The sequence below is a fragment of the Pseudomonas sp. MF5691 genome, assembly GCF_016405645.1.
GTDB lineage: Bacteria > Pseudomonadota > Gammaproteobacteria > Pseudomonadales > Pseudomonadaceae > Aquipseudomonas > Aquipseudomonas shahriarae.
In genome coordinates this window covers 17,018-39,106 of sequence record NZ_JAEKDC010000010.1, presented here as the reverse complement: position 1 = coordinate 39,106, position 22,089 = coordinate 17,018, and the positions used below count along the sequence as shown (strand labels likewise).

The 22,089-nt window shown below is 61.3% G+C and carries 16 protein-coding genes; 5 read left to right on the top strand and 11 right to left on the bottom strand.

Annotated elements, in window-relative coordinates:
* Positions 1–8: 8 nt before the first annotated feature.
* Entirely contained in the window at positions 9–701 is a 693-nt protein-coding gene (locus JFT44_RS15815) for an alpha/beta family hydrolase (RefSeq protein ID WP_198830897.1), read from the top strand.
* Positions 702–804: 103 nt separating this feature from the next.
* Here the strand turns inward: JFT44_RS15815 and JFT44_RS15810 are convergent, their stop codons facing one another.
* The 9 genes from JFT44_RS15810 to acnA form a co-directional block, all read right to left on the bottom strand.
* Positions 805–2,370 carry a PAS domain-containing methyl-accepting chemotaxis protein gene (locus tag JFT44_RS15810; protein WP_057960312.1) on the bottom strand — a complete coding sequence of 522 codons (1,566 nt, stop codon included), beginning with the start codon at positions 2,368–2,370 and terminating at the stop codon, positions 805–807.
* A gap of 84 nt (positions 2,371–2,454) precedes the next feature.
* Positions 2,455–3,627, bottom strand: a complete 1,173-nt coding sequence (locus JFT44_RS15805) for a glycosyltransferase family 4 protein (protein ID WP_198830896.1) — start codon at positions 3,625–3,627, stop codon at positions 2,455–2,457.
* Positions 3,624–4,832 carry a glycosyltransferase family 4 protein gene (locus JFT44_RS15800; protein ID WP_128592862.1) on the bottom strand — a complete coding sequence of 403 codons (1,209 nt, stop codon included), beginning with the start codon at positions 4,830–4,832 and terminating at the stop codon, positions 3,624–3,626. Before JFT44_RS15800 ends, JFT44_RS15805 begins: the two co-directional genes overlap by 4 nt.
* Positions 4,833–4,863: 31 nt before the next feature.
* Entirely contained in the window at positions 4,864–5,676 is an 813-nt protein-coding gene (locus JFT44_RS15795; RefSeq protein ID WP_128592863.1) for a hypothetical protein, read from the bottom strand.
* Positions 5,600–9,271 (bottom strand): glycosyltransferase, encoded by a 3,672-nt coding sequence (locus tag JFT44_RS15790; RefSeq protein ID WP_233098368.1) that lies wholly within the window; start codon positions 9,269–9,271, stop codon positions 5,600–5,602. The genes JFT44_RS15795 and JFT44_RS15790 overlap by 77 nt, the downstream gene beginning before the upstream one ends.
* A gap of 22 nt (positions 9,272–9,293) precedes the next feature.
* Complete coding sequence (gene wecC / locus JFT44_RS15785) at positions 9,294–10,556, bottom strand: UDP-N-acetyl-D-mannosamine dehydrogenase (protein ID WP_198830894.1); 1,263 nt, start codon at positions 10,554–10,556, stop codon at positions 9,294–9,296.
* On the bottom strand, positions 10,553–11,692 hold the full coding sequence (gene wecB / locus JFT44_RS15780) for a non-hydrolyzing UDP-N-acetylglucosamine 2-epimerase (protein WP_057444914.1): 1,140 nt from the start codon (positions 11,690–11,692) through the stop codon (positions 10,553–10,555). The genes wecC and wecB overlap by 4 nt, the downstream gene beginning before the upstream one ends.
* Before the next feature lie 219 nt (positions 11,693–11,911).
* Positions 11,912–12,703, bottom strand: coding sequence for a CPBP family intramembrane glutamic endopeptidase (locus JFT44_RS15775; protein WP_115128688.1), 792 nt, complete (start codon positions 12,701–12,703; stop codon positions 11,912–11,914).
* Positions 12,704–12,851: 148 nt separating this feature from the next.
* Positions 12,852–15,593, bottom strand: coding sequence for an aconitate hydratase AcnA (gene acnA, locus JFT44_RS15770; protein WP_057960305.1), 2,742 nt, complete (start codon positions 15,591–15,593; stop codon positions 12,852–12,854).
* A gap of 190 nt (positions 15,594–15,783) precedes the next feature.
* On the opposite strand from acnA, the gene rlmM reads away from it, so the two are divergent.
* Together rlmM and tusA are read left to right on the top strand one after the other, a co-directional pair.
* Complete coding sequence (rlmM, locus tag JFT44_RS15765) at positions 15,784–16,857, top strand: 23S rRNA (cytidine(2498)-2'-O)-methyltransferase RlmM (RefSeq protein ID WP_029300064.1); 1,074 nt, start codon at positions 15,784–15,786, stop codon at positions 16,855–16,857.
* Between the two features lie 23 nt (positions 16,858–16,880).
* Positions 16,881–17,132, top strand: a complete 252-nt coding sequence (gene tusA, locus JFT44_RS15760; RefSeq protein ID WP_057438513.1) for a sulfurtransferase TusA — start codon at positions 16,881–16,883, stop codon at positions 17,130–17,132.
* On the opposite strand, the gene JFT44_RS15755 is transcribed toward tusA, so the two are convergent.
* Positions 17,129–18,514 carry an MATE family efflux transporter gene (locus JFT44_RS15755; RefSeq protein ID WP_282405419.1) on the bottom strand — a complete coding sequence of 462 codons (1,386 nt, stop codon included), beginning with the start codon at positions 18,512–18,514 and terminating at the stop codon, positions 17,129–17,131. The two genes, tusA and JFT44_RS15755, sit on opposite strands and share 4 nt — an antisense overlap.
* 142 nt (positions 18,515–18,656) lie before the next feature.
* Here JFT44_RS15755 and pdxB point away from each other — a divergent pair, with 142 nt between their 5' ends.
* Entirely contained in the window at positions 18,657–19,799 is a 1,143-nt protein-coding gene (gene pdxB, locus JFT44_RS15750) for a 4-phosphoerythronate dehydrogenase PdxB (RefSeq protein ID WP_198830892.1), read from the top strand.
* Positions 19,800–19,862: 63 nt separating this feature from the next.
* Here the strand turns inward: pdxB and JFT44_RS15745 are convergent, their stop codons facing one another.
* A complete protein-coding gene (locus JFT44_RS15745) occupies positions 19,863–20,036 on the bottom strand; it encodes a PA1571 family protein (RefSeq protein ID WP_032863322.1) in 174 nt (57 codons plus the stop codon).
* 245 nt (positions 20,037–20,281) lie between these two features.
* On the opposite strand from JFT44_RS15745, the gene JFT44_RS15740 reads away from it, so the two are divergent.
* Positions 20,282–22,057: an ABC transporter transmembrane domain-containing protein gene (locus JFT44_RS15740; protein ID WP_164844806.1), complete on the top strand. Its 1,776-nt coding sequence runs from the start codon at positions 20,282–20,284 to the stop codon at positions 22,055–22,057.
* The last annotated feature ends 32 nt before the right edge of the window (positions 22,058–22,089 follow it).

Below are 22,089 nucleotides of genomic sequence, written 5' to 3'. Positions count from 1 at the left end.
AGGCAAGCATGGGCAAAGAGCACAAGGCCAGTATTGACGGGGATCAATGGGCGCAGTGTGTGGGTGAATACGGTTGGTTGTGGAATGCAGCCACGCGCGAGGGCGCTGGCCCATCACCCACACTGATCCTGGCCCACGGTGCTGGCGCGCCGATGGACTCCGGCTTTATGGACGACATGGCTGCACGCCTTGCCGGGCATGGCGTGAACGTATTGCGCTTCGAGTTTCCCTACATGGCCCAGCGCCGTGTGGACGGGGGCAGGCGCCCACCGAATCCGGCTCCAAAGCTGCTGGAATGCTGGCGCGAGGTATATGCCCAGGTGCGACGTCATGTCGCTGGGCCTTTGGCTATTGGCGGCAAGTCCATGGGCGGGCGGATGGCCAGTTTATTGGCCGATGAATTGGCGGCTGATGCACTGGTGTGCCTGGGGTATCCGTTCTATGCGGTGGGCAAGCCAGAAAAGCCACGGGTCGAGCATCTGGCCGGGCTGAAGACCCCGACCTTGATAGTGCAGGGCGAGCGCGATGCGCTGGGTAATCGGGCGGCGGTGGAGGGGTATGTGCTGTCGCCGAGCATCGAGGTGATGTGGCTGGTGGCGGGGGATCATGATTTGAAGCCGCTGAAGGCTTCGGGGTTTAGTCATACGCAGCATTTGGAAGCTGCGGCGCAGAGGATCGCTGCGTTTCTCGGCGCCTGTTAGGGCCTCATCGCGAGCAAGCTCGCTCCCACATTTTGAATGGATTCACAAATCAAAGTGTGGGAGCGAGCTTGCTCGCGATAGGGCTAGATCAGGCAGTCAATCCCTAGCGGTTAAACCGCTCCACCAACGAATACTGCGTATTCGCCGTATGCGTCAGCTCTTCACTCAACTGCGCCGAGTTCAACGCCTGCTCCGACGTCTGGTCCGCCAACAGCGCAATGGTGCTGATATTGCGGCTGATCTCTTCGGCCACCGAGCTTTGCTCCTCGGTCGCGGCGGCGATCTGGGTGGTCATGTCGGTAATATGGGCCACCGCCTCACTGATCCCCACCAGCGCCGCGTCAGCTTCCATCACCCGTGCCACGCCTTCTTCAGCCTGGCGATGCCCGGCATCCATGGTCTGCACGGCGGTGCTGGCGGTCTGTTGCAGCTTGGCGATCAGGGCATGGATCTGCCCGGTGGATTCGCTGGTGCGTTGCGCCAGCTGCCGCACTTCATCGGCTACCACTGCAAACCCACGGCCCATCTCACCGGCACGCGCCGCTTCGATGGCGGCGTTGAGGGCCAGCAGGTTGGTCTGGTCGGCAATGCCTTTGATCACATCCACCACGCCGCCGATTTCGTCGCTGTCCTTGGCCAGTTGGGTCACGGTTGTCCCGGTCTCTCCAACCACCACCGACAGGCGCTGGATGGCTTCGCGGGTTTCCCCGGCAATGTCCCGGCCACGGCTGGTCAGGCGATTGGCTTCCTGGGTCGCATCGGCCGTGCGCTGTACATGGCTGGCGACTTCCTGGGTGGTGGCGGCCATCTGATTGACGGCGGTGGCCACCTGCTCGGTCTCGACGCGCTGGCGTTCCAGGCCGGTTGAACTGTTGTGGGCCAGGGTGTTGGACTGGCGCGCCTGGTCGTTGAGGTGCTCGGCGGTGTCCTGCAAACGGGTCAGGCAGGTCTTCAGGCGGGCTTCCTGGCTGAGGATCGACATCTCCAGTCGCGCCTGCGCGCCACGGCTGTCGGTGTACATCTGCGCAATCAGCGGGTCGGAGGTGGTCTGTTCGGCCAGGCGCAGCAGGCGCTTGAGGCCGCGCTGCTGCCAGCTCAGGCCGAGCAGGCCCAGGGGCACCGACAAGGCGGCGGCCAGGGCAAAACCCCAGTGGGAGTCGAACCAGACGCCGATCAGGAAGCTCAATTGGCTGACCAGGATAAACGGCAGCCAGTCCTGCAGTACCGGCAACCATTTATCGCTGCGCGGGATGGCCGACTTGCCCTGGTTGATTCGTTGGTACAGCGCTTCGGCACGGCGGATCTGCTCGGCGGTCGGCTTGACCCGCACCGATTCGTAGCCGATCACCTGTTCGCCGTCGAACACCGGGGTCACGTAGGCGTTGACCCAGTAGTGATCGCCGGTCTTGCAGCGGTTCTTAACGATGCCCATCCATGGCAAGCCTTGTTTGAGCGTCGTCCACATATGCGCGAACACGGCCGCCGGCACATCCGGGTGGCGAACCAGGTTGTGCGGGGCGCGCATCAGTTCATCCCGGGAAAACCCACTGATCTCGACAAACGCATCGTTGCAGTAAGTGATCACGCCTTTGGCATCGGTCGTGGAGATCAACCGTTGTTGAGCGGGGAAGGTACGTTCGCGCTGGGTAACGGGTTGGTTATTACGCATGATTGATCAATCCGCAAGGCTTTGACAGGTTGTCGGCCCCGGCGGGCTTTTATTTAACTTATTTTTGCAATAATCAGCGGGTTTCTATCGGGTGCCCAGGATGTCCATCGCCATGCGCTGGTGGATGGTGGTCCGTGCGTAATCGCGAACGAATGCCGAGCGGTCGGTGGGCTCGAGCTTGAGTCGAGCCAGTGCGGCGATGGCGGACTCCACATCTGCCGGGGCAAACACCGAAGCGTTGGCGATATGGGTAGTGGCGAAGTGTTTTGAGTAGCCTTCCAGGCCTGCCAGGATCGGCTTGCCGGTGGCGGCGTATTCGAACAACTTGGAAGGAATGACCTTGAGGAACGCCTTGAATGTATTGAGGTGCAAAAAAAGCACATCAGCCTGGTCATAGTGAGTGATGAGCTGGGCGCGGGGTGTCGGTGCAATCAGTTCGACATTCGTGATCTGCCGGCTTTGCAGTTCATCCCGCAACTTTTGTAGCGTGCCGCCATGGCCGATCACGAAGAAGCGCGCCCTGTCAGCCAAGCGTTCAGCCAACTGCGGGATGATTTTTTCCAGGCCCTGGCCTGCGCCGATATTGCCGGCATAGACAATTTTCAGGCGATCGGCAGGTGCCCAGGGGGTGTCCTGTGGGAGTGCTGGCTGGCAGAAGAGGGCGTCAATGCCATTGGTGAAGGTGGAAAACGTCTTATGCGGGTAGCGCTCGACGAAGTAACTGAGAAACCCCGGTGACACCAGGTTGATCCGCGATGCCTGGTTTATCGTAAGCCGTTCGACCACGTAAAACAGCCGGGCCAGGCACTTGCCTATAACGCCGGGGAATAGATCGGGCAATACATCGACGAAAATATCGCGGATATCCAGATAGAGTGGCGTCTTGCGTGCGCTGGCGATAGACGCCGCCAGGGCGGCGGTCATCAGCCGCGAGGAGGAGGCGAGGATCAAGTCGTACTCTTTGCCCTTTATCGCTTTGCGCACCCCATGGGCATAGGCAACAAACCCCCAGGCCTGATCGCGGAAGTTCCTGGGGTGCTTGGGCAGGGCTATGCGCGTAATACAAAGCCCTGGCCGCTGTTGGGCATCGCTGTCTACCGTGCAAGAGGTGGCATAGCGGTTGGGATGAGTGGTGAGCAAGTCGATCTGCACCTCGTCGCCCGGGTGCGCCAGCAGGGCCTCAACCATCGCTTCGACTCGGAATGCCGCCAGGTCAGGCGGGTAATAGAAGCTCAGTAGCAGAATTCGTATGGTCATGGATGGCCCTGGTCCTTGCCTGCCAACCGGTGGTACAGCCCCACCAGTTCGGCTTCTTGCTGTTCCCAGTTCAAATATCTGGCGGCAATCAGGCTATTGCTGGCATACCTGCGGCGTAACGCGGGATCACCCAGTAGGCGGGTGAGGGCTGTTTGCAGTTGCACGTCGTCACCCGCCGGTACCAGCAGCCCGATGTCATGGGCTCTGACAATCCGGCGAATTTCCGGGAAGTCCGTGGCGATCACCGGCAGCCCGGCGATCACGTACTCGAACAATTTGTTGGAGTCGGTGGTGAAGTGGTTCAGGCAGGTGTTTTCGATGGGTTGCACACCAATGTCGGCCGACGCGGTGTAGCTGGGCAAATCCGCCAGGGGCACCACCGGGATAAAATGCACCCGTTCGGCCAGGCCCAGTTCATTGCATAACGTCATTAACGGCACGCAGAGCTTGCCGCCGCCGATCAGCACGAAATAGGCATCCGGTACCCTTGCCGCTACCCGCAACAGCCGTTCCAGCCCGCGTCCCTGCTGCAATCCTCCCTGATAAACGATGATCGGCCAGGGCTGCAACAGCCCCAGTTCGTTGCGGATCCGTTGCGTCGGCGGGTTGTTGCTGAACCGGGGGCGATTCTGCAGCACCTGCGGGCGGGCAATCGCGTATGCCCGGGCAAAGAACTTCGCCCGCGTCTCGGTGGTGGTGATGTTGCCGTCAGTCCTGGGCATCAGCGTGCGCTCGATCAGCGCTACCCACTTGCGGTAGCGCCCGTAACCTTCGCGGCTGGTGCTGAGCTCGTGGGCGTCGTACACCAGCTTGGCGCCACTGAGCCGGGCGGCGAGCCAGGCGCTGGGCAGGGTATTGACGTCATGGGCGTGGATCACCGTGGCGCGGTGCCCGGCAATGCGCGCTATCAGGCCGATATGGGTCCACAGCCGGGCAACTACGCGCAGGACGGTCATTGGGTTGCCAGCAGCCGACGCGCTCGGCGATTGTTGCGCTTTGACACGGCGCCATCGCCATAACGGACGTCGTGCGACCCGAACTACCCGGGTGCCATCCATGAGGGTTTCCTTACTACGGGTCACGCCGGGAGTATGCAGCGCGAATACCGTGACTAGATAGCCAGCCGACTGAAGGGTCTGGGCTTGTTTCAATACCCGGGCGTCATTGCGGAATTCGTTCCATACGAGCATGGCAATACGAGTCAAGGGAACCCTCTCCTGTTCGGCTAGTTGAGAATCAATGGGCGAAGAACAGGGCATTGATTTTCTGCTGATGGTTTTTCAGATAAATAGCGTCCTCAATCATCGACTTGAGCCGGGCAAGACTTTGCCGGACCAGAATCAACGAGATAAGGGCGATATAGATGGGGGTAGGGGTCATGTACAGAAAGTCCATGACCATAAAGGCAAATGTTCCCAGGAAGCCCAGGGAGGACAGGGCATTGAGCAGCGCATGATGGTGGCGCTGCACAATTGAACGGATGCGGTCTTTGCGGTTGTATAAAACGATGATCAGTGTCGTGACGACCGCAATGTAAGTAAGGGCAATGGTCAGTAACGCGGGGTAGATGTAAAGGAGTGCGCCGAGGGTAATTGTCACGAAGCTGGCCGCTGACAAACCTCGGGTGAACCGGGAAAACGCCAGTACCGCCAACGGTCGCTGATGACTCAAGCTGTGGGACTTTTGGTTGTGCTTCATCAGTTGGTAGGCGCCCGTTCTGGAATAGCGCGACGCAATCAGCTCGGACAGTAAGTACAAGCCATAAAACAGAGCGGTCAATAAACTAAGGCCGATAATCAGCCAGGGCTTGCTGAATGACTTGAGGGCCGGGGGTAAATACTCGGGTATCGACTCGGAGCCCAACAGGATGAGTATTTTGATCGGCAACAGGAAGGTCACGATCAATAGGCCTTGCGCGCAGAAGTGGGCGGTATGGGCGGTGAAGGTGGCGGTCGGAGTGACCCGCATGAATTTACGAGCCAATGACATGCACCAGCCCAGAGTCGATAGCAGGGTGATCTGTAATGTCGACGCTTTCTCGATGGTCATTTGAGTCTCGTATGAGGTTGAGTTCAGCCTGTGATATCTGCAGCGTGTCGCTTTGCATAACCACCCGTTGTCTGGCGCGCAGGGACTTTTCCTGGAACGTGCGGGGGTTCAGGAACAGGGTTTCAATGGCGTCGCTCAGCTCGATGAAGCTCTCTGGGGCCGCGAGAAAACCACATTCATCATCGACAAACTCCGGTATTGCGCCGACTCGATTAGTAATCGGCACTAAGCCCGAGGCCATTGCCTCGTCGCGAGAAACACCCTGGGTGTCCATGCGACTGGGGCACAGGAACACCCCATAGTCTTTATGTAGTTCGGCGATTTCGGATTGTTTCAAGTAACCCTTGTCAATCCGCACATTCGCGTATTGGCGCAGGGGGGCCAATGTTTCCTCAAATAAAGGCCCGTCCCCGATCAGGCGAAATTGCAGTTCACTGAACCAGGGTTTTTGCGCCAGCAACTGGATGGCCTTGACACTCAGGTCATTGGCATAAGTGCGCGATACATAGGGGCGGATCGAGAGGATTTTCTTGCGTTGTTCAGGCGGTTTTTCCTGATAGGAAAACAACTGGGTATTAATCGGGTTGTGAATGATCCGGTACTGGTTTTTGGGTAAGCGAAAACCCAGGTCTTCCATGACTTCCTCGGCAAAGTGATGGGAGACGAACACCAGTTGCAAATGGGCCGGCATGGGGTTCAACAGGTTGCGCCAGAAACCCAAGCGCCGCTCGCTTTCAAGTGTGCCCAGTTGCTGTTGTTCTGCGCTGAGGTAGTTGTGCGCCCGCCGCCACCATGGCTGGATTTCGGAGCCATGGACCCAGACAATTGTGGGGAGGGCGTGCTTGCGCAACACCTCCCACATCTGCGGATCCAGGAAGTGCACCAGCACCGATTGGTATGACCCCGACCCGAGCATGTTTGCCAGGGCTGCCTGGGAGCCGGTGATGACATCGACGTTTTCAAACTCTTGGTAACTGACCGGCTCATTTGGCCGCAGGCGGAACACATCCACCGCTAGCCCTTGCGCTTGATACGCGCTCACACGGGTATGCAAAAAGCCGTTCCGGTACAGGTCGTCATAGGCCGGGTAATGGTTGCTCAGCAGCAAGTGCCCGGCTTTGCCGAGCAGGGTCGATGGCTGCGTATCGCGATGGCCCAGGACCAGCGCCTTGATTGTTGTGCTGCCACTTGCGTAAGCGCGGATCCCCAGGCGCACGCAGGCCGTTTCGGGGGGGACATCACAGCTCAGGTTGCAATTAGCCGTGTGCAGCTGATGGCTGATGCGTTGTTTCTGCGCATCTAGAAACAGGATGACCAACTGAATATTCAGGCCTGGGGTGGCATCGAGGAACAGCTTCAGGGGAGCGCTGCTAGCCAGTTGGTCCACGGGCAGTTCCTGCCGGGCATAGTGGTATTCGTGCCGACCGTCCGCGAGGGTTGAACTGATGTGCCAGGTACCTGCGTCGACCTCGGCTTGCAGCAACCTACTGCCTAGTGGGGCAAACAGCTTTGCCAAGGCTTCGCCGCTGATGTACGGCGTGCTGACACTCACTTGCAGCGGGGGGATGGTTTCTGCGTGACGTTGCAGTGTGTCGAGGGGGATACCGCTAGCCACCTCAACATCATCCACCACGGCGCTGACGTGCTGTGGGTTGGCGCCAGCCGCATTTTTGCAGTAGTTGAAGGCATCGGTTGCCAGGGCCAGAGGGTTTCGGTACTCGAGGGAGGGCAGGGCGTGGAGCCAGGCGCAGGCAGTTTGCCCGGCCAGCGACGAGGGTTTGATCAGTGCGCAACGGGCGGCGATGGCACTGCTGCAACGGTAGTCTTGCCCTGCGTTCTGTAGATGGATGCCATGCTCGTCGGCTGCGTAGTGCGCCACCTTGCCGATCACGCTGGTCTGGCTGTAGCGCGTGGCCAGGGCCAGGTCGAGCAAGTAGTGGGGGCCGTAATAGTCCTCGGCGAGCATCCCGCCCACCCAGGCTGCGCCGTTGGCCAGTTCAGCCACGGTAATGGCATTCAATTGCTTGCGGCTGATCAGGCGCAAGCGTGGGTCCGTAGCGGTTGCCCCCGAGTGCACCACTACCGTCATGAGGATATTGCTGTAGCGCTGGCGCTGCAGGTGCCGGGTCAGTGCCAGCAGCTCGGCGTTGTTGACCGCGTTGGCGATGATGCAGATCGTGGGCAAGGGATCGTCTTGAGGCGTGCCGGTGACTTTGGCCATGACATACCGCAAGCGATGAGCGTAAGTGTGTTCCTGCATCACCTTGCGCAAGCCGGCCAGGCGCAGTTTGGCGCTGTATTGCGGGTTGTCCGCCAGTGTCTTGAGCTGGTTGAGCATGTGTGAACTGTTGTCGGTGGCGATAACCAGATCCCCCAACAGCACGCGCAGGCCGCGGGAGAAATTGCTGACAGTCAGGGTGTTGGAGCCCAGCAGCTCGAAGACGCGTCGCGCAAACATCGACTGGGATTGCTTGACCGAGTTGAGATTGATCCCGTAGCGATAGCCTTTGTAGGCCAGGGCCATTTGATCGGCTCTCAAGGTCCCTACGATGTAAGGTTGATACTCCACAGGGAACTGATAGTTGGAGTCTTGTTTGCCGAGGTTGCGGTCGTAGATCTCCAAGGGGCGCAAACGTGACAGTTCACTGATGAGGTTGACGAGGTCGCGGATCCGATCGGGATAACGGACGTAGTAGGAACCGGCAAAGCAGAACCCGTCCTTGCGTTCATACAGCTCAATCGGGTTGTGCACCGCCGGCTGGCAGGCAAAGGGCAGCAGGTAGACGCGGTCGTGTCCCAGTGCGCCTTTATAGCGGTGAATGCAGTCGATATCGGTGGTGAATACAAAGTCGAATTGCTTGGCCGTATTCAGGAAGGTGTCGTAGTGCACGGGGTCTTCCTTGTTCCAGAACACTGTAGGCACGTGGTGTTCCCTGCACCACTGCACGACGCCCCGCAGCTCTTCGCAATTGTGCCCCACCTTGTTGCGCCACACGTCATCCTGGCCGCGCCATGCCGACTCGATAAACAGCAGTTCGGGTTGGAACGCTTCGAGTTCCGCCAGGTAGCGGGTCGGGGTCAGTTGCAGCAACTGGCATTCATGGCGGTAGGCATCGTAGGTAAATGCGTCCATCACGCAGGCCATTCTTAATTGTTTGGCATTCTCCTGGGCGCCTGGCAGCAGATGGCGGTGGACATGCTCGGCCTCTGCCAGCGGGCGGGGCGCGGGGGTCGCGATAACCGGCGCGGTGGCAGGCAGCGACTGCCGTACATGCTCAACCTTTGTGGGGGTGCAAATCGGGCGGTTCCTGCGGGCTTGCCGGTACAGCCTGAACAAGATCGCCGGCAGGCGCAGCAATGCGCCCAGCGAGCGGGTGCCGGTCTTCAACTGGTAGCCCAATTGATAGGTGAGGCTGGCGCGAGTCTTGATCAGCCGCTGTTCTGCCAGGTGGCGCTTGGCATTGGCACTGTTCAGGCTGTCGTCAAGCGTGGCGATCTGCTCAAGAGCGCGGGTGAGGGCCGCCTGCAATTGTTCGCTGTTCGCGCGTTGCTCCTCAAGGTCCTGGCGCAGTTGCTTGTGTAAGGCGCGTTCCATCGCATTCATCCTTGATTCGTTCTCAAGCCGCCAGCACGCCGGCAGCATCAATCACCAGAAGGCCATCGCGCAGGGCGGGCATCGACATGAATTCGCGATGCCTGACCAGCACGACATGAATCTGCGCCCGCTCGAGGGCGTCGGTGGTATCGGTCAGCGCGTGCATCGCCATGTCGGCGGGCAGCCCCTCGATGTTCGGTTCTACCAGCAGCAGTTTTACCCCCAGCTCCTTGCCCAGTTGCCGGGCGATACCCAGGGCGGGGCTTTCACGCAGGTCGTCGATATCGGCCTTGAACGCCAGGCCATAGCAGGCGATCCGTACGCTGCCTGCCTGCAGGTCGGTACGCTTGAGCAGCAGCGTGGCCAACGCCAGCTTGACCTGTTGGATCACCCACTGCGGCTTATACTCATTGACCTCGCGGGCCGTACGGATCAGGCGCGCCAGTTCCGGGGTCTGGCTGACGATGAACCACGGATCGACGGCAATGCAGTGCCCGCCCACACCCGGACCTGGCTGGAGGATGTTCACCCGCGGGTGATGGTTGGCCAGGCGAATCAGCTCCCAAGGGTTGATCCTCAACTGTGCGCAGATCATTGACAGCTCATTGGCGAAGGCAATATTGACGTCGCGAAAGCTGTTTTCCGTGAGCTTGCACATTTCTGCCGTACGCGCGTCGGTCACAAGGCACTGGCCTTCGACGAACGTCTGGTACAACTGCGCTGCGGCGGCCGAACAGGCCGGCGTCAGGCCGCCGATGATCCGATCATTGCTCACCAGTTCGCGTAGTACATGGCCCGGCAACACACGCTCCGGGCAGTGGGCGATGCGGATATCACTGGCTTCGCCGTGGGTTGCCGGGAAGGTCAGGTCGGGGCGCGCCCGGGCAAGCCACTGGGCCATGCGCTCGGTGGTGCCCACCGGGGAAGTGGACTCGAGGATGACCAGGTCGCGTTTTTTCAGCGCCGGGGCCAGGGTTTCGACCGCTGCCCGGATATAGCTCAGGTCGGGTTCATGGTTGTCCTTGAATGGCGTGGGGACGGCGATCAGGAACGCCTGCGCAGGTTCCACCGTGGTGGTTGCCCGCAGGTAGCCTTGGGTGATCACCGCGTGAACCAGCAGCTCCAGCCCGGGCTCGACAATATGCACGGCCCCGCGATTGATGATGTCCACGGTGCGCGGGTTGATATCCACGCCGACCACCTGTTTTTTGCGCGAGGCAAAAATGGCTGCGGTTGGCAGGCCGATGTAGCCCAGGCCGATGACGCAAATTTTCTCGACACTCATGCGGCGGCCTCGTTTTTTTGTGGAAGGTCCAGTAGCGCTGCCCGAATACGCAGGCAAGCGTTACCGTCGCCATAAGGGTTATGGGCGATGCTCATTTGCCGATACTCGGCCTCGTTCTCCAGCAATTGGTTGAGGTGATGGGTGATGCAACCGATGTCGGTGCCTACCAGCCTGACGGTGCCTGCCGCGACCGCTTCGGGGCGCTCTGTGGTCTCGCGCATCACCAGCACCGGCTTGCCCAGGGCGGGTGCTTCTTCCTGGATGCCGCCCGAATCGGTCAGGATCAGGTGGGCGCGGGTCATCAGGTACACGAAGGGCAAGTAATCCTGGGGGGCGATCAGGTACACGTTGTCGATCCCCGCCAGCAGACGTTTCACCGGCTGCTGTACGTTGGGGTTCAGGTGCACGGGGTAAACAAAGGCCACGTCCGGAAAGCACCGGGCGCTGTGAGCCAGGGCCTGGCAGATACGCTCCAGACCTTCGCCAAAGTTCTCGCGGCGATGACCCGTCACCAGCACCATGCGTTGCCCCAGGGGCAGGAAGGCAAACTGCCGATCAAGCCTGGCGCGGATCGGCACCAGTTTCTCCACCGTACTGAGCAGCGCATCAATCACGGTGTTGCCCGTGACATGGATGCTGTCCGGGGCTACGCCTTCATTGAGCAGGTTTTGCCGGGATGTTTGCGTGGGCGCAAAGTGGATCGTCGCCAGGCTGCCGGTCAGGCGCCGATTGCCTTCTTCCGGCCAGGGCGAGTACAGGTCGTTGGTGCGCAGCCCGGCCTCGATGTGGGCAATCGGGATCTGCCGGTAATAGGCCGCCAGGCTGGCGGCGAAGGTGGTGGCGGTGTCGCCGTGAACCAGGATCACATCCGGCTTGAAGTCATCCAGCACCGCCTGCAGCCCCTGGATGATGGCCGTGGTCACATCCGTCAGGTTTTGGCCTGCCTTCATGATGTTCAGGTCGTAATCAGGTACCAGCTCAAACAGCTCAAGCACTTGGTCCAGCATCTCGCGATGCTGCGCGGTGACACAGATTCTTGCGTCGAAATCGGCATCAGCTGCCAGTTGGATCGCCAGCGGCGCCATTTTTATGGCCTCCGGACGAGTACCGAAGATGGACAGGGTCTTGAGAGTCATGGGCGTGGGTTCTTATTGGGTACCTGACACACAGGCGTGGGTTCCCTCATCGCAGTCCCGGCAATTGAAAGCTCTGCTGGTTGGGTGAGTACGAAAGCTCCTAGGCATTCTGCCGAACGGGGGTAGGTGCGACCACTGACCGTACGGCTAGGTTTTATCGAACCCCGAACACACAAAAGCCGCCCGAAGGCGGCTTTGTGTTCAGTGCAGAGTGGCGGCTCAGCCCGCCAGCATCGGGTAGGTAAACAGCCCGAAATGCAGCAGGTTCAAGCCAAAGTGTGTGGCAATCGCTGCGCCCAGGCCGCCGAAGCGGTAGGCCAGGCCGTACCCCGCGCCGGCGATACTGGCCAGCAGCACCCATTGCCAACCCGCGCCCACATGCACCAGGCCAAACAGCAGCGAGGCCAGCAGCAAGGCGAGGTTTTCGCCATAAGGCAGTTGCTTGAAGCGCCGGCTCAGGCCGCCCTGGATATAGCCGCGAAACAGTGCCTCCTCAACCAGGGTCACCAGTAACAGGTTGTTCAACACCCAGAGCCAGGCCTGGTCCGGCCATTTGGGCGCCCAACTGATAATGCCCAGAAGCACCGCCCCGCCGAGGGCGGCGATGGTGGTCAGGGTCAAGGCCAGGGCCGTGGCATAGATCGACAGGCGCAACGGGCGGCGAGCGACGATCCACGGGCAGACCAGCAGCAGCCAGAAACCGATCAGCGGTTTGTCCTGGTTCAGGTACATCGAGAAGGGCACGGCATCGGCGCTGAAGCGCTGCGGGTCGATGCCGCGACCGTTGTAGAAACCGGGCAGCCAGTGCATCGCCAGGCCGAGGGCCAATACAATGAACAGGCCATGGCCGAGGTAGCGGGCCCATGGGATGTGTTGTTGGCGCACGGCGTAACCTGCCACCAGCAAGAGGCCGATGGACACCAGGGCCAGTAAACCCAGTTGCCCGTAGGCCAGGGCCAGTGCATAGCCGATGGATAGAAGTGCCAGGTACAGCCAGGGTAAAGCGGGCATTGAAAATCCTTGTGACGTAAAAATGACGCAATTGCTTTTGCAGGAACCGGCAAGCCGGTTCCTGCAACGGGTGCGTATTATAGCGGCGGGACCTGGAGGCAAAAATGAAAACACCGCCCGTAGGCGGTGTTTTGTCTGGCTTGACGCGTTATGAAGCAATCAACTGACGCAATACATAGTGCAGAATCCCGCCCGCCTTGAAGTACTCAACTTCATTGAGGGTGTCGATCCGGCACAGCACCTCGACCTTCTCGCTACGGCCATCTTCGCGGGTAATCACCAGCGTCAGGTTCATGCGTGGTTCGATCTCGGCATGGGTCAGGCCGAGGATGTCGATCTTCTCCTTGCCGGTCAGCTGCAGGGCCTTGCGGTTCTGGTCCAGCTTGAACTGCAACGGCAGCACGCCCATGCCCACCAGGTTGGAGCGGTGGATGCGCTCGAAGCTCTCGGCGATCACCGCCTTGACCCCCAGCAAGTTGGTGCCCTTGGCGGCCCAGTCGCGGCTGGAGCCGGTGCCGTATTCCTGGCCTGCGATCACCACCAATGGCGTGCCGGATGCCTGGTATTTCATGGCCGCATCGTAGATCGGCATCTTCTCGCCGGTAGGAATGTAGAGGGTGTTTCCCCCTTCTTCGCCGCCGAGCATTTCGTTGCGGATGCGGATGTTGGCGAAGGTGCCGCGCATCATCACTTCATGGTTGCCGCGGCGCGAGCCGTAGGAGTTGAAGTCCCGCGGTTCCACACCCTGTTCGCGCAGGTAGCGTCCGGCAGGGCTGTCGGCCTTGATATTGCCGGCAGGGGAGATGTGGTCGGTGGTCACCGAGTCGCCAAGCAGGGCCAGGATATTGGCGCCCTGCACATCCTTGATCACCGGCAGCGGCCCGGCGATGTCATCGAAGAACGGCGGGTGCTGGATATAGGTGGAGTCTTCCTGCCACACATAAGTCGCGGCCTGCGGCACTTCAATGGCTTGCCACTGTGCGTCACCGGCAAACACCTCGGCGTATTCCTTGTGGAACATGCTGGTGCTGACCTGGGCCACCGCGTCGGCGATCTCCTGGCTGCTGGGCCAGATATCGCGCAGGTAGACCGGCTGGCCATCCTTGCCGGTGCCCAGGGGCTCGCTGCTGATATCAATGCGCACGGTCCCGGCCAGGGCATAGGCCACCACCAGCGGTGGCGAGGCCAGCCAGTTGGTTTTCACCAGCGGGTGCACGCGGCCTTCGAAGTTTCGGTTGCCGGACAGCACCGACGCTACCGTCAGGTCGGCTTGCTGAATGGCTTTCTCGATAGGCTCAGGCAGCGGCCCGGAGTTGCCGATGCAGGTAGTGCAGCCATAGCCCACCAGGTCGAAGCCCAGTTGGTCCAGGTAGGGGGTCAGGCCGGCGGCGTTGTAGTAGTCGGTGACCACCTTGGAGCCGGGCGCCAGCGAGCTCTTTACCCAGGGCTTGCGGCTCAGGCCCTTTTCCACGGCTTTTTTCGCGACCAGGCCGGCGGCCATCATCACGCTCGGGTTGGAGGTGTTGGTGCACGAAGTAATCGCCGCAATCACCACCGCGCCGTTTTTCAGGCGATAGGTCTGGCCTTCGAAGTCGTAGTCGGCTTCACCCACCAGGTCGGCATTGCCCACCGCAACACCGCCACCGCCTTCACTTTCCAGGCGACCTTCTTCCTTGCTGGCAGGCTTGAACTGCAAGTCGAGGAAGTCGCTGAAGGCCTGGCTCACATCCGGCAGCGAGACCCGGTCCTGTGGGCGTTTCGGCCCGGCCAGGCTGGCCTCGACAGTGCCCATGTCGAGGGCCAGGCTGTCGGTGAACACTGGTTCTTCACCGGCGTTGCGCCACAGGCCCTGGGCCTTGGTATAGGCCTCGACCAGCTTGACGGTGGCGGCAGGCCGGCCCGACAGGCGCAGGTAGTCCAGGGTCACGTCATCCACTGGGAAAAAGCCGCAGGTGGCGCCGTATTCCGGGGCCATGTTGGCGATGGTGGCGCGGTCGGCCAGGGGCAGGTCGGCGAGGCCGTCGCCATAGAACTCGACGAACTTGCCCACTACGCCTTTTTTACGCAGCATCTGCGTGACCGTCAGTACCAGGTCGGTGGCGGTGATGCCTTCTTTCAATTTGCCGGTGAGCTTGAAGCCGATCACTTCCGGGATCAGCATAGACACCGGCTGGCCGAGCATCGCCGCTTCTGCCTCGATACCGCCCACGCCCCAGCCCAGCACGCCGAGGCCGTTGATCATGGTGGTGTGGGAGTCGGTGCCCACCAGGGTGTCGGGGAAGGCGTAGGTGCGGCCATCTTCGTCCTTGGTCCACACGGTGCGGCCCAGGTACTCCAGGTTGACCTGGTGACAGATGCCGGTACCCGGCGGCACGACGCTGAAATTATCAAAGGCGCTCTGGCCCCAGCGCAGGAACGCATAACGTTCGCCGTTGCGCTGCATTTCGATATCGACGTTTTGCTCGAAGGCGTCGGCATTGCCGAACTTGTCGACCATCACCGAGTGGTCAATCACCAGGTCCACCGGCGACAGCGGGTTGATGCGCTGCGGATCGCCACCGGCCTTGGCCACGGCGGCGCGCATGGCGGCCAGGTCGACCACCGCGGGTACGCCGGTAAAGTCCTGCATCAATACTCGGGCCGGGCGGTACTGGATTTCGCGATCGGAGCGGCGCTCCTTGAGCCAGGCGGCAAGGGCCTTGAGGTCGGCGCCGGTGACGGTTTTATCGTCCTCCCAGCGCAGCAGGTTTTCCAGCAGCACCTTGAGGGACATCGGCAACTTGTCCAGGTCTCCCAGGCTCTTGGCGGCTTCGGGCAGGCTGAAGTAGTGGTAGGTCTTGCTGTCGATTTGCAGGGTCTTAAGGGTTCTCAGGCTATCAACGGATGACATTACATGACTCCTTATGGTCCGCACGGCTACGGACCTGACGGGACGAACAGAGCTTATAAGCTAGCCCGGTTTTCAGTAGCAGGCTAATTACTGGACTCTATGGGCAAGTCCAAGGTTCCGAACTCAGCTATCATGCGCGCGTTTTCATGACAGGCATTGCGATAGAGCAAGCCAGTTGCCAGGAGATTCAATGAACACCCTTTTTATGCACTGCCGCCCGGGTTTTGAAGGCGAAGTCTGTTCCGAGATCGCGGAACACGCCGCGCGCCTGAACGTTTCCGGCTATGCCAAGGCCAAGACCGGCAGCGCCTGCGCCGAATTTGTCTGCACCGAAGAAGACGGCGCCCAGCGCCTGATGCGCGGCCAACGCTTTGCCGAGCTGATCTTCCCAAGGCAGTGGGCGCGTGGGGTGTTCATCGACTTGCCGGAAACCGACCGCATCAGCGTGATCCTCGCGCACCTGCGGGATTTCCCGGTGTGCGGCAGCCTGTGGCTGGAGATGGTCGATACCAACGACGGCAAGGAACTGTCGAACTTCTGCAAGAAATTCGAAGTGCATCTGCGCAAGGCCCTGCTGGCCGCCGGCAAACTGGTCGAAGACCCGAGCAAGCCGCGCCTGCTGCTGACCTTCAAGAGCGGTCGCGAAGTGTTTATGGGCCTGGCCGAGTCAAACAACTCGGCGATGTGGCCGATGGGCATCCCGCGCCTGAAATTCCCCCGTGACGCGCCCAGCCGCTCGACCTTGAAGCTGGAGGAGGCCTGGCACCACTTTATCCCCCGCGACCAGTGGGACGAGCGCCTGCACGGCGACATGACCGGGGTAGACCTCGGCGCAGCGCCAGGCGGCTGGACCTGGCAGTTGGTCAATCGCGGCATGCTGGTGACGGCGATTGATAACGGCCCCATGGCCGAAAGCCTGATGGACACCGGCCTGGTGCAACACTTGATGGCGGATGGTTTTACCTTCACCCCCAAGCAGCCGGTGGACTGGATGGTCTGCGATATCGTCGAGAAGCCGGCGCGTAACGCGGCCCTGCTGGAAACCTGGATTGGCGAGGGGCATTGCCGCGAAGCGGTGGTCAACCTCAAGTTGCCGATGAAACAGCGCTACGCCGAAGTAAAACGCCTGCTGGAGCGCATCGAAGAAGGCTTCAAGGCGCGGGGCATCCGGGTAGAAATCGGTTGCAAGCAGCTGTACCACGACCGTGAGGAAGTGACCTGCCACCTGCGCCGCCTGGACGTAAAGAAACCCAAGGCCCGCTAAAGACGACCTTGTAGGAGTGAGTGATGAGCGACATTTTTGACCCTGCCGTCGACGGCACCCTCGACGCCACCGGCCTCAACTGCCCGGAGCCGGTAATGATGCTGCACCAGCACATCCGTGACCTGGCGCCCGGCGGCCTGCTCAAGGTGATCGCGACCGATCCCTCGACCCGCCGCGATATCCCCAAGTTCTGCGTGTTCCTGGACCATGAACTGGTGGAACAGCGCGAAGAGGCGGGGACTTACCTGTACTGGATCCGCAAGAAGCTCGCTTAAACCGCCGTGCGGATGCGCTTGCGCGCACTGCGTGCCAGGCGCAGCACCAGCATCGCCGCCGCGCAACTGAGGCCGACGATCAGGCCCTGCCACAAGCCGCTCGGGCCGCTGGGCTGGCCCAGCCAGTCGGTCAGCCCCAGCAAGTAACCCACCGGCAGGCCCAAGCCCCAATAGGCGAACAGGGTCAGGACCATGGTCACCCGGGTGTCCTGGTAGCCACGCAACGCGCCGGCGGCCGTCACCTGGATCGCATCCGAGAACTGGAACAGCGCCGCAAACACAATCAGCATCGCCGCCACCTGGACCACCTGCGGGTCGGCGGTGTAGATCGTGGCGATCTGCTCGCGAAACAACAGCATCAGGCTGCACGATAGGCAGGCATAGGCCAGTGCGGTGCCCATCCCCACGCCAGCGGCGAAGCGCGCTTCACGGGGTTCGCCACGGCCCAGGGCCTGGCCGACCCGCACGGTCACGGCCATGCTCAGGGAGTAGGGGATCATGAACACCAGGGAACTGAAGTTCAGGGCGATCTGATGCCCGGCGACCACGGTTGCGCCCAGGCTGCCGATCAGCAGGGCGATCACCGCAAAGATGCTCGACTCGGCAAATACGGCGATGCCAATCGGCAGGCCGATGCTCAGGATACGCTTGATCACCGACCATTTCGGCCAGTCGAAGCGTTTGAACAGCTCGCTGGCGTGATAGGCCGGGGCCCAGCGGGTCCACCCGACGAAGCCCAGCATCATTGCCCACATCACAATCCCGGTGGCCCAGCCGCAGCCCACGCCGCCCATGGCCGGCACACCGAAATGGCCATAGATGAACACGTAGTTCAACGGAATATTCAACGCCAGCCCGCCCAGGCCGAGGAGCATGCTTGGGCGCGTGCGGCCCAGGCCGTCACTGAAGCAGCGCAGCACGTAGTAAAGCGCCACCGCCGGCATGCCCGCCGCGATGCCGTGCAGGTAGCCCATGCAGGGGGCGATCAGCTCGGGATCGACGTTCATCGCATGCAGGATCGGTTCGGCACTGATCAGCAGCAATGACGCGGTGCCTCCCACCACCAGCGCCAACCACAACGCCTGGCGCACCAGCGGGCCGATCTCGGCGTGGCTGCCGGCGCCAAAGCGCTGCGCGACTTTGGGGGTGGTGGCCAGCAAGGTGCCGGTCATCAACAGATACACCGGAATCCAGATGGAGTTACCCAGGGCCACCGCCGCCAGGTCTCGCGCACTGACGCGCCCGGCCATCACCGCATCGACAAAACCCATGGCGGTGGTGGCCAGTTGCCCGATCATGATCGGCAGGGCCAGCGCCAGCAGGCTGTGGACTTCCCGGCGAACGCGGGCAGGGCGGGAGAGGGTTGTGGTGGCAGTGTTCACGTACAGATGTCCGATAAGGGAGAGCTCAGGACGGCGCATTCTACGCCTTGACGGATGGGTCAGGAAAATACCTGTGTAGCGGATTTGTAAACGCGCCACAGGCTGGTGCCTGTACACTGCGGGTCCGCCAAAGGAGCCTGCCATGCTGATTGTTGCCGACGAAAATATCCCGCTGCTCGATGCGTTCTTCGAAGGGTTTGGCGAGATCCGCCGCGTGCCCGGTCGGGCCATTGACCGCGCCGCCATTGAACAGGCCGATGTGCTGCTGGTGCGTTCGGTGACCAACGTCAACCGCGCGCTGCTGGAAGGCTCGCCGGTACGGTTCGTCGGCACCTGCACCATCGGCACCGATCATCTGGACCTCGATTACTTTCAGCGGGCCGGTATCCAATGGTCCAGCGCGCCGGGTTGCAACGCCCGGGGGGTGGTGGATTATGTGCTGGGGAGCCTGTTGACCCTGGCTGAAATCGAGGGCGCAGATCTGAACCAGCGGACGTATGGTATCGTCGGTGCCGGTGAAGTGGGCGGGCGCCTGGTCAAGGTGCTCAAGGGCCTGGGCTGGAAGGTGCTGGTCTGCGATCCGCCACGCCAGGTCGCCGAAGACGGTGATTACGTCAGCCTGGAACAGATCATCGAGCAATGTGATGTGATCAGCCTGCATACCCCGCTGAAAAAATCCGGCAGTGGCTCGACCTGGCACCTGCTGGATCGCCAGCGCCTGGAGCAGTTTCAGCCGGGTACCTGGCTGATCAACGCCAGCCGCGGCCCGGTGGTGGATAACGCGGCGCTGCGCGAGGTGTTGCTGGACCGCGAAGACCTGCAGGCGGTGCTGGATGTGTGGGAAGGCGAGCCCGAAGTGGATGTCGAGCTGGCCGAGTTGTGCGTGCTGGCGACCCCGCATATCGCCGGCTACAGCCTGGACGGCAAGCAGCGCGGCACGGCGCAGATCTACCAGGCGCTGTGCGCGCACCTTGGGCAGCCGGCGGGCATTCAGTTGAGTGACTTGCTGCCTGAGCCTTGGCTGGCGGAGGTTAACCTCAATGCCAGCACCGACCCGGCCTGGGCCCTGGCGACGCTGTGCCGCAGCGTCTACGACCCGCGGCGCGATGATGCAGATTTCCGCCGCAGCCTCGTGGGCACTGTGGAGGAGCAGCGCAAGGCGTTCGACCTGCTGCGCAAGCACTATCCGGACCGCCGCGAGATTGACGGCTTGAAGGTGCGGATCAGCGGTGAGTCGGCAGCCTTGCAGGCCCTCGTCACCAGCTTGGGCGCAAGCCTTTGCTGATCGACATAGCGCAGGCATAAAAAACCCGGCCACCTGGGCCGGGTCTGAAAGAGCTGGGGCGTATCAGCCTTGCTGGGCAGGCTTGACCAGTTTCTGCTCCAGTTCGGCGCAGGCGCCCTGGATCATCTCTTCGGTAATCTGCACTTCACGGCCCTGTGCATCGATGTACGAGCAAGGCAACTGCTGTGGCTGGCGGATTACTTCAACTTTGTCAGTGCTGCTGGTTTGCAAGGACATGGCCTGTCTCCTCATCAGGTTGTGTACCTACTCTAATTCCCCCGCGTGACCGAGCTGTTACAACTCCATGGCCCGTCGACGGATCGAATGCCCACTCCAGCAGAAATCACGCTGGATTTCCAGCCGGAGTTTAGACCGATAGCCTCTAGGGCTTAGTCTTGCCGGGCATAATTAACCTGACTCATTGTGATTTGCCCAAGTTCAATCCGATTGCAGTGTAGGCTTGGGGGTGTCTTCCTCAGGTGATGCTCTCCATGCTTTCAGCCCGTCAACGCCGCGCCATTCGCCTGGCCACCCGCTTTATTGCCCCCTATCGCTGGCAGGCTGTCGGCGCCTTGCTCGCGCTGATCGTCACCGCAGGCATTACCTTGTCCATGGGCCAGGGTATTCGGCTGTTGGTGGACCAGGGCTTTATGACCCAATCGCCGCACCTGCTCAACCAGTCCATCGGCCTGTTCATGATCCTCGTGCTGGGTCTGGCGGTGGGCACGTTTGCGCGCTTTTACCTGGTGTCGTGGATCGGCGAGCGGGTGGTCGCGGACATTCGTCGGCTGGTGTTCAACCACCTGATCTACCTGCATCCGGGGTTCTACGAGCACAACCGCAGCTCGGAAATCCAGTCGCGCTTGACCGCCGACACTACATTGCTGCAATCGGTGATCGGCTCATCCTTGTCGCTGTTCCTGCGCAACGCGTTGATGGTGATCGGCGGGATTGTGTTGCTGTTTATCACCAACCCCAAGCTCACCAGCATTGTGGTGGTGGCGCTGCCGCTGGTGCTGGCGCCGATCCTGATCTTCGGTCGCCGCGTGCGCAGCCTGTCGCGCCAGAGCCAGGACCGGATTGCCGACGTCGGCAGCTACGTGTCCGAGACCCTGGGCCAGATCAAGACCGTGCAGGCCTACAACCATCAGGTGCAGGATGAGCAGCGCTTCGCGCGGACGGTGGAGGAGGCGTTCACCACGGCGCGCAAACGCATCGTCCAGCGTGCCTGGTTGATCACTCTGGTGATTGTGCTGGTGCTGGGTGCCGTCGGCGTGATGCTGTGGGTGGGCGGCATGGATGTGATTGCCGGGCGCATCTCCGGCGGTGAGCTGGCGGCCTTTGTGTTCTACAGCCTGATCGTCGGCAGCGCCTTTGGCACCTTGAGCGAAGTGATCGGCGAGCTGCAACGGGCTGCCGGGGCGGCGGAGCGGATTGCCGAGCTGTTGCAGTCGAGCAATGACATCCAGGCGCCGGCGACTGGTGCGATCAAGTTGCCGCAACGGGTCAGTGGCCGTCTGGAGCTGCAAGACCTGTATTTCTCCTACCCCTCGCGTCCCGATCGCTATGCCATCGAAGGCCTGAACCTGAGCGTCAAGGCTGGCGAAACCCTGGCCCTGGTCGGCCCGTCCGGGGCGGGCAAGTCCACCCTGTTCGACTTGCTGTTGCGTTTCTATGACCCGCAGCAGGGGCAGGTGCTGCTCGAAGGCCAGCCGCTGACCGATCTCGACCCGCTGGACCTGCGCCGCTGCTTTGCCTTGGTGTCCCAGAGCCCGGCGCTGTTTTTTGGCAGCGTCGAAGACAACATCCGCTACGGCAACCCGCAGGCCAGTTTTGCCCAGGTCGAAGAAGCGGCGCGCATTGCCCATGCCCACGATTTCATCCTGCAAATGCCTGACGGTTACCAGACCCATCTGGGGGATGGCGGCCTGGGCCTTTCCGGCGGTCAGCGCCAACGTCTGGCCATTGCCCGGGCCTTGCTGGTGGATGCGCCCATTCTGTTGCTGGACGAGGCCACCAGTGCCTTGGACGCGCAGAGCGAGCATTTGATCCAGCAGGCGTTGCCGCAACTGATGCAGGGGCGCACCACCCTGGTGATCGCCCACCGCCTGGCCACGGTAAAAAACGCCGACCGGATCGCGGTGATGGATCAAGGGAAATTGGTCGCAGTGGGCACCCATCAGCAGCTGATTGCCAGCAACCCGCTGTATGCGCGGCTGGCGGCCCTGCAATTCAGCGATGGCCACGACGAACCCTAAAAAAATGCCCGCGTCTCACAACGCGGGCACTT

Coding starts and splice junctions, on each gene's coding strand:
- rlmM (WP_029300064.1), top strand. CDS start 15,784: ATGAACACCCTTTTTATGCACTGCCGCCCGGGTTTTGAAGGCGAAGTC.
- pdxB (WP_198830892.1), top strand. CDS start 18,657: ATGCTGATTGTTGCCGACGAAAATATCCCGCTGCTCGATGCGTTCTTC.
- tusA (WP_057438513.1), top strand. CDS start 16,881: ATGAGCGACATTTTTGACCCTGCCGTCGACGGCACCCTCGACGCCACC.
- wecC (WP_198830894.1), bottom strand. CDS start 10,556: ATGAGTGTCGAGAAAATTTGCGTCATCGGCCTGGGCTACATCGGCCTG.
- JFT44_RS15815 (WP_198830897.1), top strand. CDS start 9: ATGGGCAAAGAGCACAAGGCCAGTATTGACGGGGATCAATGGGCGCAG.
- JFT44_RS15745 (WP_032863322.1), bottom strand. CDS start 20,036: ATGTCCTTGCAAACCAGCAGCACTGACAAAGTTGAAGTAATCCGCCAG.
- JFT44_RS15810 (WP_057960312.1), bottom strand. CDS start 2,370: ATGCGTAATAACCAACCCGTTACCCAGCGCGAACGTACCTTCCCCGCT.
- JFT44_RS15805 (WP_198830896.1), bottom strand. CDS start 3,627: ATGACCATACGAATTCTGCTACTGAGCTTCTATTACCCGCCTGACCTG.
- JFT44_RS15790 (WP_233098368.1), bottom strand. CDS start 9,271: ATGGAACGCGCCTTACACAAGCAACTGCGCCAGGACCTTGAGGAGCAA.
- JFT44_RS15740 (WP_164844806.1), top strand. CDS start 20,282: ATGCTCTCCATGCTTTCAGCCCGTCAACGCCGCGCCATTCGCCTGGCC.
- JFT44_RS15795 (WP_128592863.1), bottom strand. CDS start 5,676: ATGACCATCGAGAAAGCGTCGACATTACAGATCACCCTGCTATCGACT.
- acnA (WP_057960305.1), bottom strand. CDS start 15,593: ATGTCATCCGTTGATAGCCTGAGAACCCTTAAGACCCTGCAAATCGAC.
- JFT44_RS15775 (WP_115128688.1), bottom strand. CDS start 12,703: ATGCCCGCTTTACCCTGGCTGTACCTGGCACTTCTATCCATCGGCTAT.
- wecB (WP_057444914.1), bottom strand. CDS start 11,692: ATGACTCTCAAGACCCTGTCCATCTTCGGTACTCGTCCGGAGGCCATA.